The 20,711-nt window shown below is 63.3% G+C and carries 25 protein-coding genes; all 25 read left to right on the plus strand.

Annotated features, from left to right (window positions below; all coding sequences use genetic code 11):
- The first annotated feature begins 14 nt into the window (after positions 1 to 14).
- The 25 genes from fabD (at position 15) to K3758_RS08115 (ending at position 20,703) form a co-directional block, all read left to right on the plus strand.
- Positions 15 to 947 carry an ACP S-malonyltransferase gene (fabD, locus tag K3758_RS07995; protein ID WP_259949781.1) on the plus strand — a complete coding sequence of 311 codons (933 nt, stop codon included), beginning with the start codon at positions 15 to 17 and terminating at the stop codon, positions 945 to 947.
- Positions 948 to 964: 17 nt separating this feature from the next.
- Positions 965 to 1,369: a hypothetical protein gene (locus tag K3758_RS08000; RefSeq protein WP_259949784.1), complete on the plus strand. Its 405-nt coding sequence runs from the start codon at positions 965 to 967 to the stop codon at positions 1,367 to 1,369.
- On the plus strand, positions 1,366 to 1,935 hold the full coding sequence (locus K3758_RS08005) for a hypothetical protein (protein WP_259949787.1): 570 nt from the start codon (positions 1,366 to 1,368) through the stop codon (positions 1,933 to 1,935). The genes K3758_RS08000 and K3758_RS08005 overlap by 4 nt, the downstream gene beginning before the upstream one ends.
- Positions 1,936 to 1,957: 22 nt before the next feature.
- Positions 1,958 to 2,695, plus strand: a complete 738-nt coding sequence (fabG, locus tag K3758_RS08010; protein ID WP_007119971.1) for a 3-oxoacyl-[acyl-carrier-protein] reductase — start codon at positions 1,958 to 1,960, stop codon at positions 2,693 to 2,695.
- Between the two features lie 202 nt (positions 2,696 to 2,897).
- Positions 2,898 to 3,131 carry an acyl carrier protein gene (locus K3758_RS08015; protein WP_067261852.1) on the plus strand — a complete coding sequence of 78 codons (234 nt, stop codon included), beginning with the start codon at positions 2,898 to 2,900 and terminating at the stop codon, positions 3,129 to 3,131.
- Between the two features lie 159 nt (positions 3,132 to 3,290).
- Positions 3,291 to 3,824 carry a GNAT family N-acetyltransferase gene (locus K3758_RS08020; protein ID WP_259949796.1) on the plus strand — a complete coding sequence of 178 codons (534 nt, stop codon included), beginning with the start codon at positions 3,291 to 3,293 and terminating at the stop codon, positions 3,822 to 3,824.
- A gap of 155 nt (positions 3,825 to 3,979) precedes the next feature.
- Positions 3,980 to 5,239, plus strand: coding sequence for a beta-ketoacyl-ACP synthase II (gene fabF / locus K3758_RS08025; RefSeq protein WP_093925955.1), 1,260 nt, complete (start codon positions 3,980 to 3,982; stop codon positions 5,237 to 5,239).
- Positions 5,240 to 6,424, plus strand: a complete 1,185-nt coding sequence (mltG, locus tag K3758_RS08030) for an endolytic transglycosylase MltG (protein WP_259949825.1) — start codon at positions 5,240 to 5,242, stop codon at positions 6,422 to 6,424. It abuts the gene before it with no gap.
- A gap of 222 nt (positions 6,425 to 6,646) precedes the next feature.
- Complete coding sequence (locus tag K3758_RS08035; protein ID WP_259949828.1) at positions 6,647 to 6,991, plus strand: hypothetical protein; 345 nt, start codon at positions 6,647 to 6,649, stop codon at positions 6,989 to 6,991.
- Positions 6,900 to 8,270: a DNA-packaging protein gene (locus tag K3758_RS08040; protein ID WP_409202626.1), complete on the plus strand. Its 1,371-nt coding sequence runs from the start codon at positions 6,900 to 6,902 to the stop codon at positions 8,268 to 8,270. Before K3758_RS08035 ends, K3758_RS08040 begins: the two co-directional genes overlap by 92 nt.
- Before the next feature lie 129 nt (positions 8,271 to 8,399).
- On the plus strand, positions 8,400 to 9,575 hold the full coding sequence (locus K3758_RS08045; RefSeq protein ID WP_259949829.1) for a phage portal protein: 1,176 nt from the start codon (positions 8,400 to 8,402) through the stop codon (positions 9,573 to 9,575).
- Entirely contained in the window at positions 9,565 to 9,792 is a 228-nt protein-coding gene (locus tag K3758_RS08050) for a hypothetical protein (RefSeq protein WP_386283658.1), read from the plus strand. The genes K3758_RS08045 and K3758_RS08050 overlap by 11 nt, the downstream gene beginning before the upstream one ends.
- Positions 9,793 to 9,831: 39 nt before the next feature.
- Positions 9,832 to 10,425, plus strand: a complete 594-nt coding sequence (locus tag K3758_RS08055) for an HK97 family phage prohead protease (RefSeq protein WP_259950028.1) — start codon at positions 9,832 to 9,834, stop codon at positions 10,423 to 10,425.
- Between the two features lie 36 nt (positions 10,426 to 10,461).
- On the plus strand, positions 10,462 to 11,640 hold the full coding sequence (locus K3758_RS08060) for a phage major capsid protein (protein WP_259949830.1): 1,179 nt from the start codon (positions 10,462 to 10,464) through the stop codon (positions 11,638 to 11,640).
- A gap of 166 nt (positions 11,641 to 11,806) precedes the next feature.
- Positions 11,807 to 12,406: a head-tail connector protein gene (locus K3758_RS08065; protein ID WP_259949831.1), complete on the plus strand. Its 600-nt coding sequence runs from the start codon at positions 11,807 to 11,809 to the stop codon at positions 12,404 to 12,406.
- A complete protein-coding gene (locus tag K3758_RS08070) occupies positions 12,403 to 12,741 on the plus strand; it encodes a head-tail adaptor protein (protein ID WP_259949832.1) in 339 nt (112 codons plus the stop codon). The genes K3758_RS08065 and K3758_RS08070 overlap by 4 nt, the downstream gene beginning before the upstream one ends.
- Positions 12,738 to 13,148, plus strand: a complete 411-nt coding sequence (locus tag K3758_RS08075) for a DUF3168 domain-containing protein (RefSeq protein WP_259949833.1) — start codon at positions 12,738 to 12,740, stop codon at positions 13,146 to 13,148. Before K3758_RS08070 ends, K3758_RS08075 begins: the two co-directional genes overlap by 4 nt.
- Positions 13,149 to 13,183: 35 nt before the next feature.
- A complete protein-coding gene (locus K3758_RS08080) occupies positions 13,184 to 13,606 on the plus strand; it encodes a phage major tail protein, TP901-1 family (protein WP_259949835.1) in 423 nt (140 codons plus the stop codon).
- A 2-nt stretch (positions 13,607 to 13,608) separates the two neighbouring features.
- Positions 13,609 to 13,923, plus strand: coding sequence for a gene transfer agent family protein (locus tag K3758_RS08085; RefSeq protein ID WP_259949837.1), 315 nt, complete (start codon positions 13,609 to 13,611; stop codon positions 13,921 to 13,923).
- Positions 13,920 to 14,132 carry a rcc01693 family protein gene (locus tag K3758_RS08090; protein ID WP_259949840.1) on the plus strand — a complete coding sequence of 71 codons (213 nt, stop codon included), beginning with the start codon at positions 13,920 to 13,922 and terminating at the stop codon, positions 14,130 to 14,132. Before K3758_RS08085 ends, K3758_RS08090 begins: the two co-directional genes overlap by 4 nt.
- On the plus strand, positions 14,125 to 14,784 hold the full coding sequence (locus K3758_RS08095; protein ID WP_259949842.1) for a phage tail tape measure protein: 660 nt from the start codon (positions 14,125 to 14,127) through the stop codon (positions 14,782 to 14,784). The genes K3758_RS08090 and K3758_RS08095 overlap by 8 nt, the downstream gene beginning before the upstream one ends.
- Before the next feature lie 27 nt (positions 14,785 to 14,811).
- The gene (locus K3758_RS08100; protein WP_259949845.1) at positions 14,812 to 15,444 is read left to right on the plus strand and encodes a DUF2460 domain-containing protein; all 633 of its coding nucleotides are present in this window, start codon (positions 14,812 to 14,814) and stop codon (positions 15,442 to 15,444) included.
- The gene (locus K3758_RS08105) at positions 15,444 to 16,331 is read left to right on the plus strand and encodes a DUF2163 domain-containing protein (protein ID WP_259949848.1); all 888 of its coding nucleotides are present in this window, start codon (positions 15,444 to 15,446) and stop codon (positions 16,329 to 16,331) included. Before K3758_RS08100 ends, K3758_RS08105 begins: the two co-directional genes overlap by 1 nt.
- On the plus strand, positions 16,328 to 16,774 hold the full coding sequence (locus K3758_RS08110; RefSeq protein ID WP_067624363.1) for an NlpC/P60 family protein: 447 nt from the start codon (positions 16,328 to 16,330) through the stop codon (positions 16,772 to 16,774). Before K3758_RS08105 ends, K3758_RS08110 begins: the two co-directional genes overlap by 4 nt.
- Complete coding sequence (locus K3758_RS08115; RefSeq protein WP_259949850.1) at positions 16,774 to 20,703, plus strand: glycoside hydrolase/phage tail family protein; 3,930 nt, start codon at positions 16,774 to 16,776, stop codon at positions 20,701 to 20,703. The genes K3758_RS08110 and K3758_RS08115 overlap by 1 nt, the downstream gene beginning before the upstream one ends.
- Positions 20,704 to 20,711 lie beyond the last annotated feature (8 nt).

The following is a 20,711-nucleotide window of genomic DNA, read 5'->3' on the forward strand; positions in this document are numbered from 1 at the left end:
GAGAGGCCGCAACCATGAGCATTGCATTCGTTTTCCCGGGCCAGGGTGCCCAGACCATCGGCATGGGCCGCGATCTGGCGGAAGCCTATCCTGAAGCCCGCGCCGTTTTTCAAGAAGTCGATGACGCCCTTGGCGAAAAACTGTCTGACCTGATCTGGGAGGGGGACATCGAGACGCTGACCCTCACACAGAACGCCCAGCCTGCGTTGATGGCCACGTCGATGGCGGCGATGGCCGCGCTGAAGGCCGAAGGGATCGAGGTTGGCAAAGCGGCCTATGTGGCGGGCCATAGTCTTGGCGAATATTCCGCGCTTTGCGCCGCAGGATCACTGTCGCTTGCCGACACCGCGCGGCTGCTGCGCATTCGGGGCAAGGCGATGCAGGCCGCTGTCCCAGTGGGCGAGGGCGCCATGGCGGCGATCCTTGGCCTTGGCATCGAAGAGACCGAGAAACTGGCCGAAGCCGCGGCCGAAGGCGAGGTCTGTCAGGTCGCCAATGAAAACGACCCGAGCCAGAATGTATTGTCGGGCCACAAAGCCGCCGTGGAGCGTGCCGTGGCCATGGCGAAGGATGCTGGCGCCAAACGCGCGTTGCTGCTGCCGGTCTCTGCGCCTTTCCATTGCCCGCTGATGGGGCCTGCGGCGGATGAGATGGCGCGCGCTTTGGGTGAGGTTAAGTTTAATGATCCCGCCGTGCCGCTGGTGGCGAATGTCACTGCGCAGGCCGTCACCGATGCCGCGAAGATTCGCGAGTTGCTGGTTGAGCAGGTGACAGGCCGGGTGCGCTGGCGGTCTTCGGTTGAGTGGATGGCCGCGCAGGGCGTGACCGAAGCCTGGGAGATCGGCGCGGGCAAGGCGCTGTCGGGCATGATCCGCCGGATCGACAAATCCGTCGCTACCCGCAGCATCGGCACGCCGGATGAGGTCAAAGCCGCGAAAGAGGCGTAACGCCCCGGAGGGCCGAGATGACGATGCAAGAAACCCTGACGCTGCTGCCGGAATGGTTGATCTGGTGGTTCAACTGGCTGATTTTTGCCGTGGCGGTCTTGCCCTTGGCGCTGCTGATATGGCCGCAGAGCCGCAAGGTCGGGGTGATTGCCGTGGCCGCCAGTATCCTTACCGGGGCGGCGGTTTACGGGATGTTCCGTCAGATGGGATACGTCAAACTTCTCGGTCTGCCGCATCTGCTGATCTGGGGGCCGCTGGCGTTCTATCTGTTCCGCAAACAGGCCAAGGACGCCATGCCCATCGCGGCGCGGTGGATCATCCGGGTGATCTTGGTCACCTTGCTGATCTCGCTGGCCTTCGATGTGGTGGATGTGCTGCGTTATATACTTGGTGAGCGGACGCCGCTGGGGGCCGAGGCGTGAGGCGGCTGATTGCTGTATTCGCGCTGCTGCTTTCGGTCGTGGCCTGCGGCACGCTTGAGAATGCCAGCGATGGCACGCGGATGCAGGTTCAGGGGCCGTATCTGTTGATGTCCGGCACGATCACCAGCCGGACGCCTGCGGCTTTCGCGCGGCATCTGACCGAAAATCCGCGGATCGATACGGTGGTGCTGGGGCGGATCGACGGCTCTATCGATGCGGCAGCGACGCACCGTATGGGGCGACAGATTCGCAGATTGGGGCTGGCGACCGAGCTGCGGTCGGGCAGTGTGGTTGATTCTGGCGGGGTGGAGCTCTTTATCGCGGGGGGCGAGCGGCGCATGGCACCGGGGGCGGCGCTGCGGGTGCATTCATGGCGCAATGGGTACCGCGAGGGCAGCAGCTACCCCCGGCAATCGGCCAAGCATCAGATGACACGGCGCTATATGGCCGAGATGCTGGGCAATGACGGCTTTTACTGGTTTACCTTGCAGGCCGCGCCATCTGACGGGATACACAAGATGACAGCGGATGAAATCCGCCGCTACGGGCTGCTGACGCGGCCCTGACTGATAGAATAAAGGAAGAGACATGTTCGATCTTACAGGAAAGAATGCCCTGATCACCGGCGCTTCGGGCGGCATTGGCGCGGATATCGCCCGCAAATTGCATGCCCAAGGCGCGACCGTCGGGCTGTCGGGCACGCGGACTGAACCGTTGGAGGCGCTGAAGGCCGAGTTGGGCGAACGCGCGCATGTGCTGCCCTGTAATCTGAGCGACATGGAAGCCGTCGATGCTCTGCCGAAACAGGCGGCTGAGGCGATGGGCTCGGTCGATATTCTGGTGAACAACGCCGGGATCACCCGCGATAACCTGTTCATGCGCATGTCGGATGATGAATGGAATTCGGTGCTGAACGTGAACCTGACCGCGACCTTTAAGCTGTGCAAAGGCGTGATGCGCGGCATGATGAAGGCGCGTTGGGGCCGGATCATCAATATCTCCAGCGTTGTGGGGGCCACGGGCAACCCCGGTCAGGCGAATTACGCGGCCTCCAAAGCGGGTGTTGTGGGCATGTCCAAGTCGCTGGCCTATGAGGTGGCAAGCCGTGGGATCACGGTGAATGCCGTGGCACCGGGCTTTATCACCACCGCCATGACAGACAAGCTGACGGACGAGCAAAAGTCTGGAATCATGGGGCAAATTCCCGCCGGTCGCATGGGCGATCCGGATGAGATCGCCGCCGCCGTGGTCTATCTTTCCAGTGCCGAGGCCGCTTATGTGACAGGGACCACCTTGCATGTGAACGGCGGTATGGCCATGTTGTGACCCTGCGCTGCAATAGCGTTTGCCAAGCCTTCGGCATGTGCTAAAGGGGGCGCAGAATCGAAACGAAGGGTGCTTGATTGCCCCCTCCGCCTTGTGCGAACAAGGAAAATAGCCGCCCCTTTTGGGGCATCCTCCAAACGCTGATCATCGGCGGGCGGAAACCAAAAGGGGCCTGAATGGCCCGAAGACATGAGGACTTATTATGAGCGACGTCGCAGACCGCGTGAAAAAGATCGTTGTAGAACACCTGAGCGTGGAAGAGGACAAAGTGACTGAGAATGCGTCGTTCATCGACGATCTCGGCGCTGACAGCCTTGACACAGTGGAACTGGTGATGGCGTTCGAAGAAGAGTTCGGCATCGAGATCCCCGATGACGCCGCTGAGAACATCCAGACCGTTGGCGATGCGGTCAAGTTCATCAAAGAAGCCTCCTAAGGCTTTGCCGGGCAACCGGCAGAATTGAGATTTGAAAGCGGCGTTGTTCCTAGCGGAATGACGCCGTTTTTATTTGCCGCAACGGGCTGGGCTTGTCCCTTTGGTGCTGAGGCCGCATGTCTTCGCCAAGAAGTTTCAAGTGTGAAGGCAATTCACCCCATGTCCCGAACGATCCCGACCATCAACACAGCCAGACTGACATTGCGCGCCATGCGGGCCGAGGATTTTGAGCGTTACGCCGAGATCTGGGCAATGCCGGATGTGGCGGACCGGATACTTGATCGGCCTCGGGCGAAGGCGCAATCTTGGGACGCCTTCCTGCGCAATGCAGGCCATTGGCAGATCACGGGATTCGGACAATGGGCTGTGCAGCTTCATCGGCAAAGAGAGATGCTGGGCCAGACTGGCTTCGTCTTTGGTTCACGGAATTTCGGTGAGGATTTCGATACTTACCCCGAAGCGCGGTTGGTGTTGGCGCCTCAGGCGCAGGATCAGCGTTTAGGGGTTGAAGCGGCGCGGGCAGCGCATGAGTGGTTTGATCGGGTCATCACGGGGCGGACGGTTTGTGTGATCTCTGCCAAGAACGAAGCGGCATTGCGGATCGCAGGCGCGCTTGGGTATCAGCCGCTACGTGAGGCAAGCACTGAGAGTGGCCCGGTGCATCTGCTGACCCGGCGCGGGCCGCCGGTCTAACGGTACCGTAAGGCCCTCACCACGTGTGATAGCCGCCCGGTTTCGAAGATCGGCGTTTTTGTGCTATGCCTGCGGCCCACCGCCGATATGCTTGTGCCTACAGGCTTTTGCAGGGTAAGAGGTTCGCCGAGAGATTATCGGCAAGGGGCACTAAGATGCGCAGAGTTGTAGTAACGGGTTTGGGTTTGGTTACCCCCCTCGCGGACGGCGTGGAAGAAAGCTGGAAACGGATCCTTGATGGGCAATCCGGAGCCGGACCGATCACCGGCTTTGATCCCAGCAAATTGGTGACCCAATACGCCTGCGAAGTGCCTTTGGGCGATGGCAGTGATGGCACCTTTGACGCCAATAAATACATGGAGCCGAAAGAGCAGCGGAAGGTAGATACTTTCATCCTGTTCGGCATGGCCGCCGCTCAACAGGCGGTTGAGGATTCGGGTTGGTTGCCGACCGAGAAAGAAGATCAGGAGCGCACCGGCGTGTTGATCGGCTCGGGCATCGGTGGATTGAACTCTATCGCCAATACTGCTGTCATGATGGCCGAAAAGGGTCCGCGCCGCGTGAGCCCGTTCTTTGTGCCCGGCGCGCTGATCAACCTGATCTCGGGTCAGGTGTCGATCCGCTATGGGTTCAAGGGGCCGAACCACTCGGTCGTGACTGCTTGTTCCACTGGGGCGCATGCCATCGGTGACGCGGCGCGGCTGATTAAATACGGCGATGCGGATGTGATGATTGCAGGCGGCGCAGAGGCGGCGATTTGCGAGATCGGCATGGCGGGCTTTAACGCCTGTAAGGCGCTGTCGACCAAACGCGGAGACGACCCCAAGAAAGCCAGCCGCCCCTATGATGTGGACCGTGACGGTTTCGTCATGGGTGAGGGCGCGGGCATCGTGGTCTTGGAAGAATACGAGCACGCCAAGGCGCGCGGTGCCAAGATCTATGCCGAAGTGCTGGGCTATGGCCTGTCTGGCGACGCGCATCACATCACCGCACCGTCGGAAGACGGCGAGGGTGGCGAACGCTCCATGCGGGCCGCGCTGAAGAACGCGGGTCTTGAGCCCAAGGATGTTGATTACATCAACGCGCATGGCACCTCGACCATGGCTGACACCATCGAATTGGGCGCGGTCGAGCGTCTGATGGGCGATGCGGCGGACAAGGTCACCATGTCCTCTACCAAATCGGCCACCGGGCACCTCTTGGGGGCCGCTGGCGCGATTGAGGCGATCTTCTGCATGCTTGCGATCCGCGATCAGGTGGCACCGCCGACGATCAACCTTGATAACCCAGCGGTTGAGACACCAATTGATCTGGCACCCAACAAAAAGGTCGAGCGCAAGATCGATGTGGCGCTGAGCAATTCGTTTGGTTTCGGCGGCACCAACGCATCGGTACTGTTCGGGAAAGTCCGTTAAATGTGGCGTCATATCGCCTCTAACGCCGTGACGTTTCTGTTGGTCGGCCTTTTTATGCTTGGGGGTGTCATCCTTTGGGGCAAGTCGGAGTATGTCTCTGAAGGGCCGTTGGAGCAGGCGATTTGTGTGCAGGTCGAGCGCGGCTCGAACATGCGACAGGTGAGCCAGAGCCTTGTGGAGCAGGGCGCGGTTTCTTCGCCTGCGATCTTTCGCATGGGTGCGGATTATGAGGACAAGTCGGGCAGCCTGAAGGCAGGCAGTTTCCTTGTTCAGCCCGGCATGTCGATGCAGGGGATTGTCGATGTCGTGACCCAAGGCGGGGCCAGCACCTGCGGCACCGAGGTTGTGTACCGCGTGGGCGTGAACCGCGTAAGCGTGCAGGTTCGTGAGTTGGACCCGGTGACAAGCCGGTTTGTTGAGCGCGCGGAGTTCACGCCGGGTGAGGAAGAGACCCCTGAGGCTTACTCCGAAATCTCCAGCAAGAACGACACGCGGTTTCGGGTGGCGCTGGCAGAGGGTGTGACAAGCTGGCAGGTGGTTGAGGCGCTCAAGCAGGTGGATCAGTTGTCCGGGGACGTTGAAGAGTTGCCCGCCGAGGGCAGCCTTGCGCCTGACAGCTATGAGGTGCGCCCCGGTGATGACCGCGCCGAGGTGATCGCGCGGATGACGGCAGCGCAGCGGGTGCTGTTGGCAAACGCTTTTGAGGCCCGCGACCCTGATCTGCCCATTGAGACGCCGGAGGAACTGTTGATCCTTGCCTCGATCATCGAAAAGGAAACCGGTGTGGCGGCGGAGCGTGAGCAGGTGGCGAGCGTATTCGTGAACCGTCTGAACCAAGGCATGCGTCTGCAAACGGACCCGACGGTGATCTATGGTGTGACCGAGGGCAAGGGCGTGCTGGGCCGCGGGCTGCGCCGTTCGGAACTGCGGGCAGAGACGCCGTGGAACACCTATGTGATCAACGGTTTGCCACCCACCCCCATCGCCAATCCGGGCCGCGCGAGCCTGATGGCTGCGGCGCAACCGGCGGAGACGGATTTCGTCTTCTTCGTGGCGGATGGCACCGGGGGGCACGCTTTTGCCGAGACCTTGGATGAGCATAACCGCAACGTGGCGCGTTGGCGTCAGATTGAGGCGGAGCGTGGCGCGGAAGCGGCGGGGAATGCCTCAACAGGTGGTAACTGAGACCATTGAGAACCCCGCTGGAGACAGCGGGGTTTTTATTTGCGCGGGTGCTTTGCCGCACGGCGCTGTAAGGTGTTGTTAACACAGTTTTTCTTGACTTTGCGCACGGTCTGACGTAGGACTTGTGGCACGCTAGAGGACATGGGCGAACGGCCCCGGGGTGACCCGGTGGTCGTTTTTTTGTGTCTGCTCGGTTGGGGATAACCAACGAGAGGTAAAGCGATGACGATCATTACCCCGGAGCAAGAGACGGAAGACAGCGCGGAAATCCTGCGCGGTCTCCAAGAAGCAATCGGCGCGCTGCGTCGGGAAATCGAAGGTCTGACGGAACAGGCCCGGTCCGGGGGGGAACTCAAGGAAACTGCGGTGTCTGGCAAAACGTCCAAAGTGGCGGGACTGCTGGCGCATTGCCTGAAAGCGGAGAACACGCTGAATGACTGTCGAAACCGACAAGCTGGAATCGCGCGCGTGGGCTATGCCCTCGACATGGACAAAGCGCGGGCTGACATCGGGTGCAAGCTGGATCGCCTGCGCCGATGCTCAGACCCAGGCGCAGTTTCTGAATGACCTAGATGAGGGAGAGCTTCTGGCTCTCCCTTTTTTGTTTGAGTTTTGGGCGCTGGACCACCAACTGCCGCCTGAGGGCGATTGGCGGACATGGGTGATCATGGGCGGGCGCGGTGCGGGCAAGACCCGCGCCGGGGCGGAATGGGTGCGTAGCAAGGTTGAGGGGAGCCGTCCGTTGGATGCGGGGGCGTGTAGCCGCGTGGCGCTGGTGGGGGAGACCATCGAGCAGGCGCGCGAGGTGATGATTTTTGGCGATAGCGGGATACTGGCCTGTAGCCCACCGGATCGGCGGCCCGATTGGGAGGCGACGCGCAAGCGCTTGGTTTGGCCCAACGGGGCGATTGCGACGGTGCATACAGCGCATGATCCCGAAGGACTGCGGGGGCCGCAGTTTGATGCGGCTTGGGTGGATGAACTGGCGAAGTGGAAGCGCGGGCAGGAGGCTTGGGACCAGCTGCAGTTTGCGCTGCGCTTGGGCGAGCGGCCGCAGGTCTGTGTGACGACGACGCCGCGCAATGTGGATGTTTTGAAGGCGCTCTTGGCCGCGCCCTCGACGGTGACGACCCATGCGCCAACGGAGGCCAATGCGGCGAACTTGGCGGGGTCTTTTCTTGAGGAAGTGCGGGCGCGGTATCGCGGCACGCGGTTGGGGCGGCAGGAGTTGGATGGGGTTTTGCTGGCGGATGCAGAGGGGGCGCTGTGGACCTCGGCTTTGTTGGAGGCGGGGCGGGTGCGAGAGGTGCCGGATCTGGACCGGATCGTGGTGGGTTTGGACCCGGCGACGACGAGTGGGGCGGGCTCGGATGAGTGCGGCATCGTTGCGGTGGGCGCGCAGACCAAGGGGCCGCCGCAGGATTGGCGGGCAGTGGTCTTGGCCGATTGCACGGTGCAAGGGGCCACGCCCAATGGCTGGGCGCAAGCGGCGATTGCGGCGATGACGCGCTATGGGGCGGACCGTTTGGTGGCCGAGGTAAACCAAGGGGGGCAGCTGGTTTCTGAGGTGCTGCGGCAGGTCGATCCGCTGGTCTCGCTCAAGACAGTGCATGCGGCGCGGGGCAAGGTCGCGCGGGCAGAGCCGGTGGCGGCGCTTTATGAGCAGGGGCGGGTGAGTCATTTGCCGGGGCTCGATGCATTGGAGGATCAGATGTGTCTGATGACCGCGCGGGGCTATGAGGGCAAGGGCAGCCCGGACCGGGTCGATGCGCTGGTCTGGGCGCTGCATGAGCTGATGATCGAGCCTGCATCGCAGTGGCGCAGCCCGGGGGTGCGGAGCCTGTAAGGCGGGCGTTGCGCAGGGCAGCGTGCGGTCGGTTACCCGGCCGTTAAGACTTAATTGAGAAAGTCTGACAACGCCGAGCAGCATGGGGCACAGGCCGCTGCCAAGGCCGAGCAGAATGAGGAGCGACAGATGGTATTCGATTTTCTACGGCGCGGCGCGGCTGAGACCGTTGAGCAGAAAGCTTCGGCGACCGGGCCGGTCGTGGCCTATCAGACCTCTGGTCGTGTCGCTTGGAGCCCGCGGGACAATGTGAGCCTGACGCGCTCGGGCTTTTGCGGCAATCCGGTGGGGTTTCGCTCGGTCAAGCTGATTGCCGAGGCGGCGGCGGCGCTGCCGCTGGTCGTGCAGGACGCGGCGCGGCGCTATGACGAACACCCGCTGATGGAATTGATGCGCCGCCCGAATGGGGGGCAAGGCCGGGCAGAGTTGCTTGAGGCGCTCTATGGTCAGATGCTGCTGAGCGGTGATGGCTATGTCGAGGCGGTCGGCGGCGAGGGTGGTTTGCCGGTCGAGCTGCATGTGCTGCGGTCGGATCGGATGAGCGTGGTGCCGGGGGCGGATGGTTGGCCGGTGGCTTATGAATATGCGGTGGGCGGGCGTAAGCATCGCTTTGATGCGAGCGGGGCGGTGCCGCCGGTCTGTCATATCCGAAATTTCCACCCGCAGGACGATCATTATGGCTTTAGCCCGATGCAGGCGGCGGCGATGGCGATGGATGTGCATAACGCTGCGAGCCGTTGGTCGAAGGCGCTGCTCGATAACGCGGCGCGGCCCTCGGGGGCGATTGTGTACCGTGGGGCCGAGGGGCAGGGCAAGCTGAGCGAGGATCAGTATGATCGGCTGGTGAGCGAGATGGAGAGCCATCATCAGGGCGCGCGCAATGCGGGGCGACCGATGCTGCTGGAAGGTGGGCTTGACTGGAAACCAATGGGGTTTTCGCCCTCGGATATGGAATTCCAGAAGACCAAGGAGAGTGCGGCGCGGGAAATTGCGCTCGCCTTTGGGGTGCCGCCGATGCTGATCGGGGTGCAGGGGGATGCGACTTACGCAAATTATCAAGAGGCGCATCGGGCGTTCTATCGCCTGACCGTGCTGCCGCTGGCGACACGGGTGACGGCGACGCTGGCGGAGTGGCTAAGCGGGTATCTGGGCGAGGCGGTGAGTTTGAAGCCCGACTTGGACCAAGTGCCGGCTTTGGCGGCCGAGAGGGATGCGCAATGGGCACGGGTCACGGCAGCGGCGTTCTTGAGCGATGCGGAAAAGCGCGCCCTGTTGGGGCTGCCTGCGGTGGCGAATGATGCCTGAATTGCGCGAGATCGAGCGGTTCGAATGCGCGCCGGGATTGCGGCTTCAGGCGCATGAGACGCTGAGCGCGGTGCACCGCGAGAACATGCAAAAGCGGCTCGACCGGATCGAGCAGATGATGGAGCGGCTGGAACGGCGCTTGTGGTTGACGGTTTACGGCGTGGTCGCGGTGATCTTGGCGCAGGCGGTGCAATCCTTTCTGGTGGTGGCGCCGTAGCGGGCTGAAAAAGAGGAAATAACAATGGGTTATCAGATGATGAACTCCGGCGCTTTGCCGGAGAACGGGGAAGATCGGTGTGCTGGGGCCGCTTTGGAACATAAGTTCGCCCGTTTCGGCACGGTGGCTGAGGTGGAAGGCGGGCTGGAGATCAGCGGCTACGCCAGCCTTTTCGGCGCGGTGGATCAGGGGGGCGATGTGGTGGAAGCCGGTGCCTATGCGGCGAGCCTTGCCCAAGTCACGAAGGCCGGGCGCAACGTCAAAATGCTGTGGCAGCATGATCCCGCCCAGCCCATCGGGGTTTGGGACGAGGTGCATGAGGATGGCAGGGGCCTGTGGGTCAAGGGGCGCATCCTGAGCAGTGTAGCCAAGGGGCGGGAAGCGGCCGCGTTGATTGATGCAGGAGCCATCGACGGGCTCAGCATCGGCTACCGCACCGTGAAGGCGGGCAAGAATACCAAGGGGCAACGGCTGCTGACGGAGCTGGAGCTTTGGGAGGTGTCTTTGGTGACCTTTCCGATGCTGCCCTCGGCACGGGTGGGGTCCAAGGGAGATTTCAAGGCTGTGGGTGATGTTCTGCGGGACATGGCGGCGGCCTTTGACGCGGCGCGGCGCGATATGGCGCGCGGCTGAGCCTGAGTTTGACTGAGCAAGATCAGAGGAAAAGAAATGACCAAGAGCGAGATGAGCACAAAGGCGGGCGCAGACCTGTCCCCGGCGGAGGAAGTGCGGCAGGCCGTGAGCGGTTTTGTCAGTGACTTCAACGGCTTTCGGGCCGAGATCAATACGAAACTTCAACAATCAGAAGAGCGAATTGCCATGATGGACCGCAAGATGACCCTGCCTGCCCGCAGCCCTTTGGGCGGCGCGATTGAGCAAGATGCACCGCATAAGAAAGCCTTTGACGCCTATCTGCGCAATGGCGATGACGATGGGCTGCGGGGGCTGGAACTGGACGGCAAATCGATGTCGACGGCGGTGAACTCGGACGGCGGCTATCTGGTGGATCCGCAGACATCGGAGCGGGTGCAATCGGTGCTGAATTCCGGCGCATCGATCCGCGCGATTGCGGCGGTGGTGCAGGTCGAGGCCACGTCTTATGACGTGCTGGTCGATCATGCCGATGTGGGGGCGGGCTGGGCCACCGAAAGTGGTGCACAGACCGAGACGGACACGCCGCAGATCGACCGGATCACCGTGCCGCTGCATGAGTTGAGCGCCCTGCCCAAGGCAAGCCAACGGCTGCTGGACGATAGCGCTTTTGATATCGAAGGCTGGCTGGCAGGCCGCATCGCCGACAAATTCGCACGGGCCGAGGCAGCGGCCTTTATCAGCGGTGATGGGATCGACAAGCCCACCGGTTTTTTGAGCCACCCGGCGGTCGATAACGACGTCTGGAACTGGGGCAATCTGGGCTATGTCCCCAGCGGCACCAACGCCAATCCCGAGGCGGATGCGATCATCGAATTGGTCTATGCCCTTGGCGCGGCTTACCGCAAGAACGCGGTTTTCGTGATGAGCTCCAAGACCACGGCCAAGGTGCGCAAGTTGAAAGACACCGACGGGCGCTTTCTGTGGTCGGATGGGCTGGCCGCGGGAGAGCCTGCGCGATTGATGGGCTATCCGGTGCTGGTGGCCGAGGATATGCCCGACCCGGCGACGGATGCGATGGCCATCGCATTTGGTGACTTCTCGGCCGGGTACACGGTGGCTGAGCGCCCCGATCTGCGGATCCTGCGCGATCCCTTCAGCGCTAAGCCGCATGTGCTGTTCTATGCGACCAAGCGTGTCGGCGGTGACGTGAGCGACTTTGCGGCGATCAAGCTGATGAAATTCGGCCTGGCGTAAGCCGGTGCCGAAGCCGGGGCCGGGGCAACTTGGCCCCGGTCCGGACGTGCGCCTGCAAAGTTGTGTTGTCTAGCTGCTCCCCTCCGACCGAGCAATGCAACCGGTGCGCGTCCGGGAATAAGCGCATGGCCCCACGGGGCGAGGGAGCGAATTTTGGAGACGTTCGATGATGTTGATCGAAGAGACAAATGTGCCGGATGCGGTCTTGCCGGTTGAGGCCTTCAGAATGCATCTGCGCCTTGGCAGCGGTTTTGGGCAGGACGGCCTTCAGGATCCGGTGCTGCGCAGTTTCCTGCGTGCGGCAATCGCGGCGGTAGAGGCGCGGACGGGGAAGGTGTTGATCACCCGGCGTTTTGCCCTGTCGCTGACCTTTTGGCGCGATGCGGCGGCGCAGGTTTTGCCGGTGGCGCCCGTGCAGGAGGTCGCGCGGGTGGCATTGGTCGCGCGTGATGGGGCAGAGACGCTGGTTGACCCCGACCGCTATTGGCTGGAGCGCGATGCGCAAGCGCCGCGGTTGCGTGCCAGCACAGCCTCCTTGCCCCGCATCCCGAGTGCCGGGGCCGCGCTGATCAGTTTCGACGCGGGGATGGCCGCCGATTGGGCCGGACTGCCGGATGATTTGGCCCAAGCGGTGATGCTGCTGGCGGCACATTACTATGAATACCGCGACGATACGGCGCTTGGCGAAGGGTGCATGCCCTTTGGTGTCAGCAGCCTGATTGAGCGCTACCGCCGCGTACGTGTCGGCTTTGGTGGTGCGGCATGAGCCGCCCGCATTTGAACCGCCCGCTGATCTTGGAAGCCCCAGAACGGGTGAGCGATGGCGCGGGGGGGCATACCGAAGTCTGGCAGCCTTTGGGCACCCTTTGGGCAGAGGTTCGCGCGCGGACGGGGCGGGAAACCACCGCAGGCGGTGTGGCCGTCAGCCGGATGGGGCTCAAGATCACGGTCCGCGCGGCACCGCAGGGCGCGCCCGACAGACCGACGCCGGATCAGCGGTTTCGGGAAGGCACGCGGGTTTTCGTGATCCGGGCGGTGGCCGAGAGCGATGCGGGCGGGCGGTATCTCACCTGCTTTGCCGATGAGGAGGTGGCGGTATGACCTACGCGCTTTCAGGGGCTTTGCAGGCGGCGGTCTATGACCTGTTGCAGAGTGATCCGGGGCTCACGGCCATGATCGGCGATGCGGTCTATGACGCGGAGCCGGGGGGAAGCTTGCCCGAGACCTACGTGCTGCTTGGGCAGGAGATGGCGAAGGATGCGTCAGACCCCGAGGGCGCGGGCGCGGACCACCGCCTGACCCTGTCGGTGATCACCAGCGCGCCGGGGTTCAGCACGGCGAAGGGCTGTACGGCTGTGATCTGCGATTTGCTGCATGGGGCGCAGCCGGCGCTGAGCCGCGGGCATGTGGTGGATATGGCCTTTCTCAAAGCGACGGCACGGCGGATCGACGGGGCTGCGGGGCGGCAGATCGACCTGCAATTCCGCGCCCGGGTCGCGGATGCGTAAGACTTCAGATTCTAGATTGGTGCGAGGAGATAGAGATGGCAGTGCAAGCGGGCAAAGACCTTTTGGTCAAAGTGGATATGACCAGCGATGGTCAGTTCGAGACGATCGCTGGGCTGAGGGCCAAGCGGGTGAGTTTCAACGCCGAAACGGTGGATGTGACCTCGCTCGATTCAAGCGGGGGCTGGCGGGAGTTGCTGGCGGGCGCGGGGGTGCGCTCGGCCGCGATCAGTGGCTCGGGGGTGTTTCGCGATGCGGGCACGGATGAACGGGCGCGGCAGCTGTTCTTTAACGGGCTGACGCCGGATTTTCAGGTCATCATCCCGGATTTCGGTGTGGTGCAAGGGCCGTTTCAGGTCTCCGCCCTCGAATACGCAGGGGCGCTGAATGGGGAGGCCACGTTTGAGTTGAGCCTGCAATCTGCGGGAGAGCTGGTCTTTACCCCCGATGTGGTGGTGTGACCATGGCAAACCCATGGCGCGGCGAGGTGAGCCTGGTGATCGATGGCAGGCGGCATGAGGCGCGGCTGACCCTTGGCGCCTTGGCCGAGTTGGAGGCGACGTTGGAGGCCGACAGCCTTGTCGCCTTGGTGGAGCGGTTTGAAAGCAATCGCTTTTCCAGCCGCGATGTACTGGCCCTGCTGCTTGCCGGGCTGCGGGGGGGCGGAGCGGTGATGGATGCCGCAACGCTTGAACACGCGCAGATCGAGGGCGGGCCGATGGCGGCGGCACGGGCGGCGGCGGAATTGCTGGCGCGGGCCTTTACGGTGCAGGCGTGAGCACGGCGCAGGGCTTTGACTGGCCCGCCCTGCTGCGGGTGGGCCTGTCGCGATTGCGTCTGCCGCCGGATCAATTCTGGGCGCTGACGCCGGCGGAGTTGCAGTTGATGTTGGGCCCACCGTCCGAGGCAGCGCCGCTGCTGAGCGAGGGCCTCGCCGCGCTGATGGCTGCTTATCCAGACGAGATGAAAGGGGCCGATGATGGCTGACTTTGATGATTTCGAGAATCTTGAGAGCCGCGCTGACGGGCTGAATGAGACACTGGCGCAAACCAGCGGTTTGGTTGCCGGGTTCGATGGTGAGTTGCGGCGCATGCGCAGCGCGCTTTCCGCGACGGGCAAAGATGTGGCGACCCTCGAAAAAGGGCTGAGCCGTGGCCTGCGCCGGGCGTTCGACGGGGTGGTTTTTGACGGTACCAAACTGTCGGACGCGCTGAGCGACTTGGCGCAATCGATGATCCGCACGACCTACAACGCCGCGATGCGCCCGGTGACGGATCACTTCGGCGGGCTGATCAGCGAGGGGGTGGGCAGTGTTGTGGAAGGCATTTTGCCTTTTGCGAATGGCGCACCCTTTTCCCAAGGCAAGGTCATGCCGTTTGCGCAGGGCGGGGTGGTGACTTCGGCCACCGCGTTTCCGATGCGCGGCGGCACGGGGCTGATGGGAGAGGCCGGGCCAGAGGCGATCATGCCGCTGGCCCGGGGGGCGGATGGCAAGCTGGGGGTGCGCGGCAATGGCGGGGGTGCGACCACAATCGTGATGAACATCACCACGCCCGATGTGCAGGGGTTTCAGCGCAGCCAAAGCCAGATTGCCGCTCAACTAAGCCGCGCTCTCAGCACGGGCAATCGCAACCGATAAGCCGCGCTGCGGTTAAAGGAGCAGATCATGCAATTTCACGATGTCAGATTTCCGCCTTCGCTGAGCTTTGGATCAGTCGGGGGGCCGCAGCGGCAGACGGATGTGGTCACGCTGGCCAATGGCCATGAGGAACGCAACACGCCTTGGGCCCATTCTCGGCGGGTCTATGATGCGGGGCTGGGGATGCGTTCTATCGATGACCTTCAGTTGCTGATTGCTTTTTTCGAAGCGCGACTGGGGCAGATGTACGGGTTTCGCTGGAAGGACTGGGCCGACTATAAAACGGGCAAGACGGCGCTTTCGGTGGCCTTTGACGACCAGAGCATCGGTTATGGGGACGGGGTTCGGGCGGCGTTTCAGCTGACCAAGACTTACCGCTCGGGCGCGCATTCATACCGCCGTCCGATCACCAAACCCGTGGCCGGGACGGTGCGCGTGGGGGTGGAGCAAGACGAGCTGCGGGAGGGTGTCGAATACGAGGTCGACGCAAGCACGGGGATCATTACCTTTGCCCATCCGCCGGACCCTGAGATGGAGATCTTCGCGGGCTTCGAATTCGACGTGCCCGTGCGCTTTGACACGGACCGCATTCTGATTTCGGTCGAGAGTTTTCAGGCCGGGCAGGTGCCCGACGTGCCGGTGATCGAGGTGCGGGTCTGATGGCGGGGCTCAATACAGGGTTTGCGCACCATATCGCGCGCGGTGTGACAACGCTTTGCCATTGCTGGCAGGTGACGCGGGCGGATGGGGTGGTGTTTGCCTTTACCGATCACGATATGCCGCTGGCATTCGCGGGGGTCACGTTTCGCGCTGATACGGGGCTGAGTGCGCGGGCGCTGGCCCAAACCAGCGGGCTGTCGGTCGACAACACCGAGGCGCTTGGCGCGCTCAGCGATGACGCGATCCGCGAGGATGAGATTGAGCAGGGACGGTTCGATGGGGCCGAGGTGCAAGCGTGGTTGGTGAACTGGGCGGAGCCTGCGCAGCGGGTGCTGCAATTTCGCGGATCGATCGGCGAGTTGCACCGCACGGGCGGCAGCTTTCGTGCTGAACTGCGCGGGCTGACGGAGCCGCTGAACCGCCCCTTGGGACGGGTCTTTCAAAAGCCCTGTTCGGCGGTTCTGGGGGATGGCGATTGCCGCTTCGATCTCACCACGCCGGGCTATGCCGAGGAACGCGCGATTGAGACTGTGGCAGAGGCGCAGTGTTTCCGCTGGGCCGCATTCCCGGGATCTGATGAGGGCTGGTTCGCGCGCGGGCGGCTTGACGTGTTGGATGGCCCGGCGGCGGGGCTCTGGGGTATGGTCAAACGTGACTACCATGAGGACGGGCAGCGGGTGATCGAGCTTTGGGAGCCGATCCGTGGGGCGGTGGCGGAGGGCACCCGCGTGCGGCTTACGGCAGGCTGCGACAAGCGGATGGAGACCTGCCGGCTAAAATTCAACAACCTGCTGAACTATCGAGGTTTTCCGGATCTGCCGGGTGAGGATTGGATGATGGCCGTCCCGCGCTCAGACGGTGCGAACGCGGGCGGGTCGCGCAGATGAGCGCCGGGGGGGAACCGTTGCTGCATGCAGCACGCGGGTGGATCGGCACGCCTTACGTGCATCAGGCTGCGGCGAAGGGGGCGGGCTGCGACTGCCTCGGCCTCATCCGGGGGCTTTGGCGTGAACGGATGGGGGCTGAACCCGAGGCGGTGCCGCCCTATTCGATGGACTGGTCCGAGCCGCAGGGGGAGGAACAGCTTTGGGCGGCGGCGCTGCGGCATATGGCGGTGAAGAACAGCGGTGCGCCCGCGCCGGGTGATGTGCTGCTTTTCCGAATGCGCCACGGCGCTGTGGCAAAACACCTTGGGTTGCAGGCGCGCATCGGCGCCAGCCCGAGTTTTATTCACGCCTATGCGCGGCACGGGGTCGTTGAAAGCCCGCTTAGCCTGCCATGGCAGCGGCGCATCGTGGCGCGATTTGTATTTCCTGAGGAGGTCTCCTGATGGCGACGATTGTTCTTTCGGCAGCGGGTGCCGCGGTTGGTGGCTCCATCGGGGGCACGCTGGCGGGGCTGTCTTCTGTCGCAGTGGGCCGGGCGGTGGGGGCGAGCCTTGGGCGGCTGGTCGATCAACGCTTGCTGGGTCAGGGCGGGGAGGCGGTCGAGACCGGCAAGGTGGATCGCTTTCGGCTGACGAGCTCGGGTGAGGGGGCGGCGATCTCGCAGCTTTATGGCCGGATGCGACTGGCTGGGCATGTCATCTGGGCGTCGCAGTTTCAGGAGGTCACCCAGGTCAGCGGGGGCGGCAAAGGCGGTCCGCCGACGCCAAAGACGACCGAGTATAGCTATACCGTCAGCCTTGCCATCGCGCTTTGCGAAGGGGAGATCACCAGCGTCGGGCGCATTTGGGCGGATGGGGAGGAGATTGCCCCGGACGATCTGAACATGCGCGTCTACAGGGGCGAGGCGGATCAGCAACCCGACCCGACCATCGCCGCGATAGAGGGCGCGGACCGGGTGCCAGCCTATCGCGGCACGGCCTATGTGGTGATGGAAAACCTCGCGTTGGCGCAGTTCGGCAACCGCGTGCCGCAGTTCTCTTTCGAGGTTATGCGCCCCGAACAGCCGCAGGCGCCGGGGTGGGAACATGCGCCTGCCTTTGGTGTGCAGGGGGTCGCTTTGATCCCCGGCACGGGAGAATATGCGCTGGCGACCACGCCGGTGCATTATACCGCCGGCCCCGGCAGCCGCTGGAGCGCGAATGTGAATTCACCGGCGGCCAAGACTGATTTCTCGGTGTCGCTGGAGACACTGACAGAGGAACTGCCCCGGCTAGAAGCGGCCTCTCTCGTTGTGTCATGGTTCGGCAGCGATCTGCGCTGTGGCGATTGCCGCCTGCGCCCCAAGGTGGAAGATCCGGACATTGACGGGGAGAACATGCCGTGGCGGGTGTCTGGGGTGACGCGCGGCACGGCCGAGGTCATCACCCAGCACGGCGCGCGCCCGATCTATGGCGGCACGCCAGCCGATGCGGCGGTGGTCGAGGCCATTCACGCGCTGAAGGCGGCGGGCAAGACGGTGATGTTCTACCCGTTCATCTTGATGGATCAGACCGAAGGCAACGGCTTGCCGGACCCCTATAGCGAGGCCGAGGATCAACCCCGCTTGCCGTGGCGCGGGCGGATTACCCTTTCGGTCGCACCGGGGCGGCCGGGCAGCCCGGATGGGTCAGCGGCGGCAGCGGCAGAAGTTGCCGCGTTTTTCGGCACGGTCACAGCGGCGGATTTCACGGTGACCGAGGGCGTGGTGAGCTACCATGGCCCAGCGGAATGGACCCTGTCGCGGTTCATTTTACACTACGCCGCACTCTGCGCCGCGGCGGGCGGGGTCGAGGCCTTTTGCATTTCTTCTGAAATGCGAGGCCTGACGCAGATACGCGCGGCGGGAAATAGCTTCCCTGCGGTGACCGCGCTGCGGGCCTTGGCCGGAGAGGTGCGTGCCTTGCTCGGGCCGGATGCCAAGATCAGCTATGCGGCTGATTGGTCGGAGTATTTTGGCTATCAGCCGCAGGACGGCAGCGGTGATGTTTACTTTCATCTCGATCCGCTGTGGGCCGATCCGCAGATCAATTTCATCGGGATCGACAACTACATGCCGCTGGCCGATTGGCGCGATGAGGAGGGGCATGTCGATGGGGAAGACTGGCCCGCGATTTACGATGTCGGCTATCTAAAATCCAACATCGAAGGCGGTGAGGGGTATGACTGGTACTACCATTCGCCCGAAGCCCGTGCGGCACAGATCCGAACGCCGATCACTGATGGCGCCCATGATGAACCTTGGGTCTATCGTTACAAAGACCTGCGCCGTTGGTGGCAGAACCATCACCATCCGCGCATCGGTGGAGAGCGGCAGGCAGCACCCACGGAATGGCAGCCCATGTCCAAGCCGATCTGGTTCACGGAATACGGCTGTGCCGCCATCGACAAAGGCGCGAACCAACCCAACAAGTTCCTTGATCTGAAAAGCTCGGAAAGCGCCTTGCCGCATCATTCCTCCGGCGCACGGGACGATTTGATGCAGATGCAATATCTGCGCGCGCTGTCGGAATATTGGCGTGATCCAGCGCGCAACCCGATCTCGGACGAATATGGCGCTCCGATGCTGGATATGTCGCGCGCCTTCGTTTGGGCTTGGGACACGCGGCCCTATCCCTTCTTTCCCAACATTGTCGATCTATGGAGCGATGGAGAGAATTACAGCCGGGGTCATTGGCTGAACGGACGGGCCTCGGCGCGTTCGCTGGCCTCGGTGGTCGGGGAGATTTGCAGCCGCGCGGGTGTGATGCATTTCGATACCTCTCAGCTTTTCGGCTATGTCCGCGGCTACACCGTCGACGTGGTCGGAGAGGCGCGCGCCGCCTTGCAACCTTTGATGCTGCGCTATGGGTTCGACGCGATTGAACGCGATGGGGTTTTGCAGTTTCGGATGCGTGATGGGACGGATGCGGTGCCCCTTGACCCCGACAGACTTGCGGTTCACCCCGATCTCGGCGGGCTGACCGAGCAGCAGCGCGAGGCCGAGGCCGAAGTGTCGGGCCGTGTTCGGCTGCGGTTCATCCAGGCCGATGCGGATTTCGACGCAATCGTGGAAGAGGCGGTTCTGCCGGATGAGGCGACCCATGCAGTCACCGGGACCGAACTGAACATGGCCCTGACCCGGGGCGAGGGGCGGCAGGTAGCCGAGCGCTGGTTGACCGAAGCGCGTGTCGCCCGTGAGACGCTGCGGCTGGCGCTGCCGCCATCGCAGATGGCTATCGGGGCGGGGGATGTGATCGAACTGCCGGGCGATGGCGCGGAGGGGCCGGGGCGCTACCGCATTGACCGCGTCGAACAGGCCGGATCCTTGCTGATTGATGCCGTCCGGATTGAACCCGAAGTCTATGACCCCGCACCGCTCGAAGAAGAACTAGCCTCCCTGCGGCCTTTCGTGCCGCCGCTGCCGGTCTTGCCTCAGTTCATGGACCTGCCGCTTTTGCGCGGGGATGAGGTGCCCCATGCGCCGCATCTGGCCGTGACGGCGACCCCTTGGCCGGGGTCTGTCGCCGTCTACCGCTCTACGGTTGATGCTGATTATGCGCTCAACGGCGTCGTTTCCAGTCGGTCCATCATGGGGGTCACCCAAACGGCCCTGCGCGCGGCGCGGCCGGGGGTGATCGACGCAGGACCGGTGCTGGAAGTTAAACTCAGCAGCGGCAGCCTTGAATCGGTCAGCAAAGAGGCGCTTTTGAATGGGGCGAACCTTGCCGCGATCGGCGATGGAAGCGCGGACCGATGGGAGTTATTTCAATTTCAGGAGGCGCAGCTTGTCGCCCCTGCGACCTATTGGCTGACGGGACGTCTGCGCGGGCAGGCGGGAAGTGATGGGCTGATGCCGGAGGTTTGGCCCGTGGGGTCGCGCTTTGTGCTGATGAATGGGACACCGCAACAGGTCGAGTTCAGCCCGCATCTGCGCCGCGTGGCCCAGCACTACCGCATAGGTCCTGCCCGGCGCCCCGTGGATGATCCGTCTTATCTGCATCAGGTACATGCGTTTGACGGGAATGGCCTGCGGCCCTACAGCCCGTGCCATCTGCGGGCCGAGGCGCTGCCCGGTGGTGATATTACCTTTAGCTGGATCCGGCGCACCCGGATAGACGGGGACGCTTGGGACGGACCAGAGGTGCCGCTTGGCGAAGAAAGGGAGAGGTATCTTCTGCGCGTTTTTGCAGGCGGTCAGCACCTGCGGGACGTACTGCTCGATACGCCCGAGTGGACCTACAGCACTGCGGCACGGGCGGCCGATGGGCTGACCGGGGCGTTTGAGGTAACGGTGGCGCAGGTCTCTGCCAGCTACGGCGCGGGGCTTGCCGCGGGTTTGGTGGTGCCCGGATAGGCCCGCGC

Origin of the sequence: Sulfitobacter sp. W002 (genome assembly GCF_025142135.1) — a bacterium.
Lineage (GTDB): Bacteria > Pseudomonadota > Alphaproteobacteria > Rhodobacterales > Rhodobacteraceae > Sulfitobacter > Sulfitobacter profundi.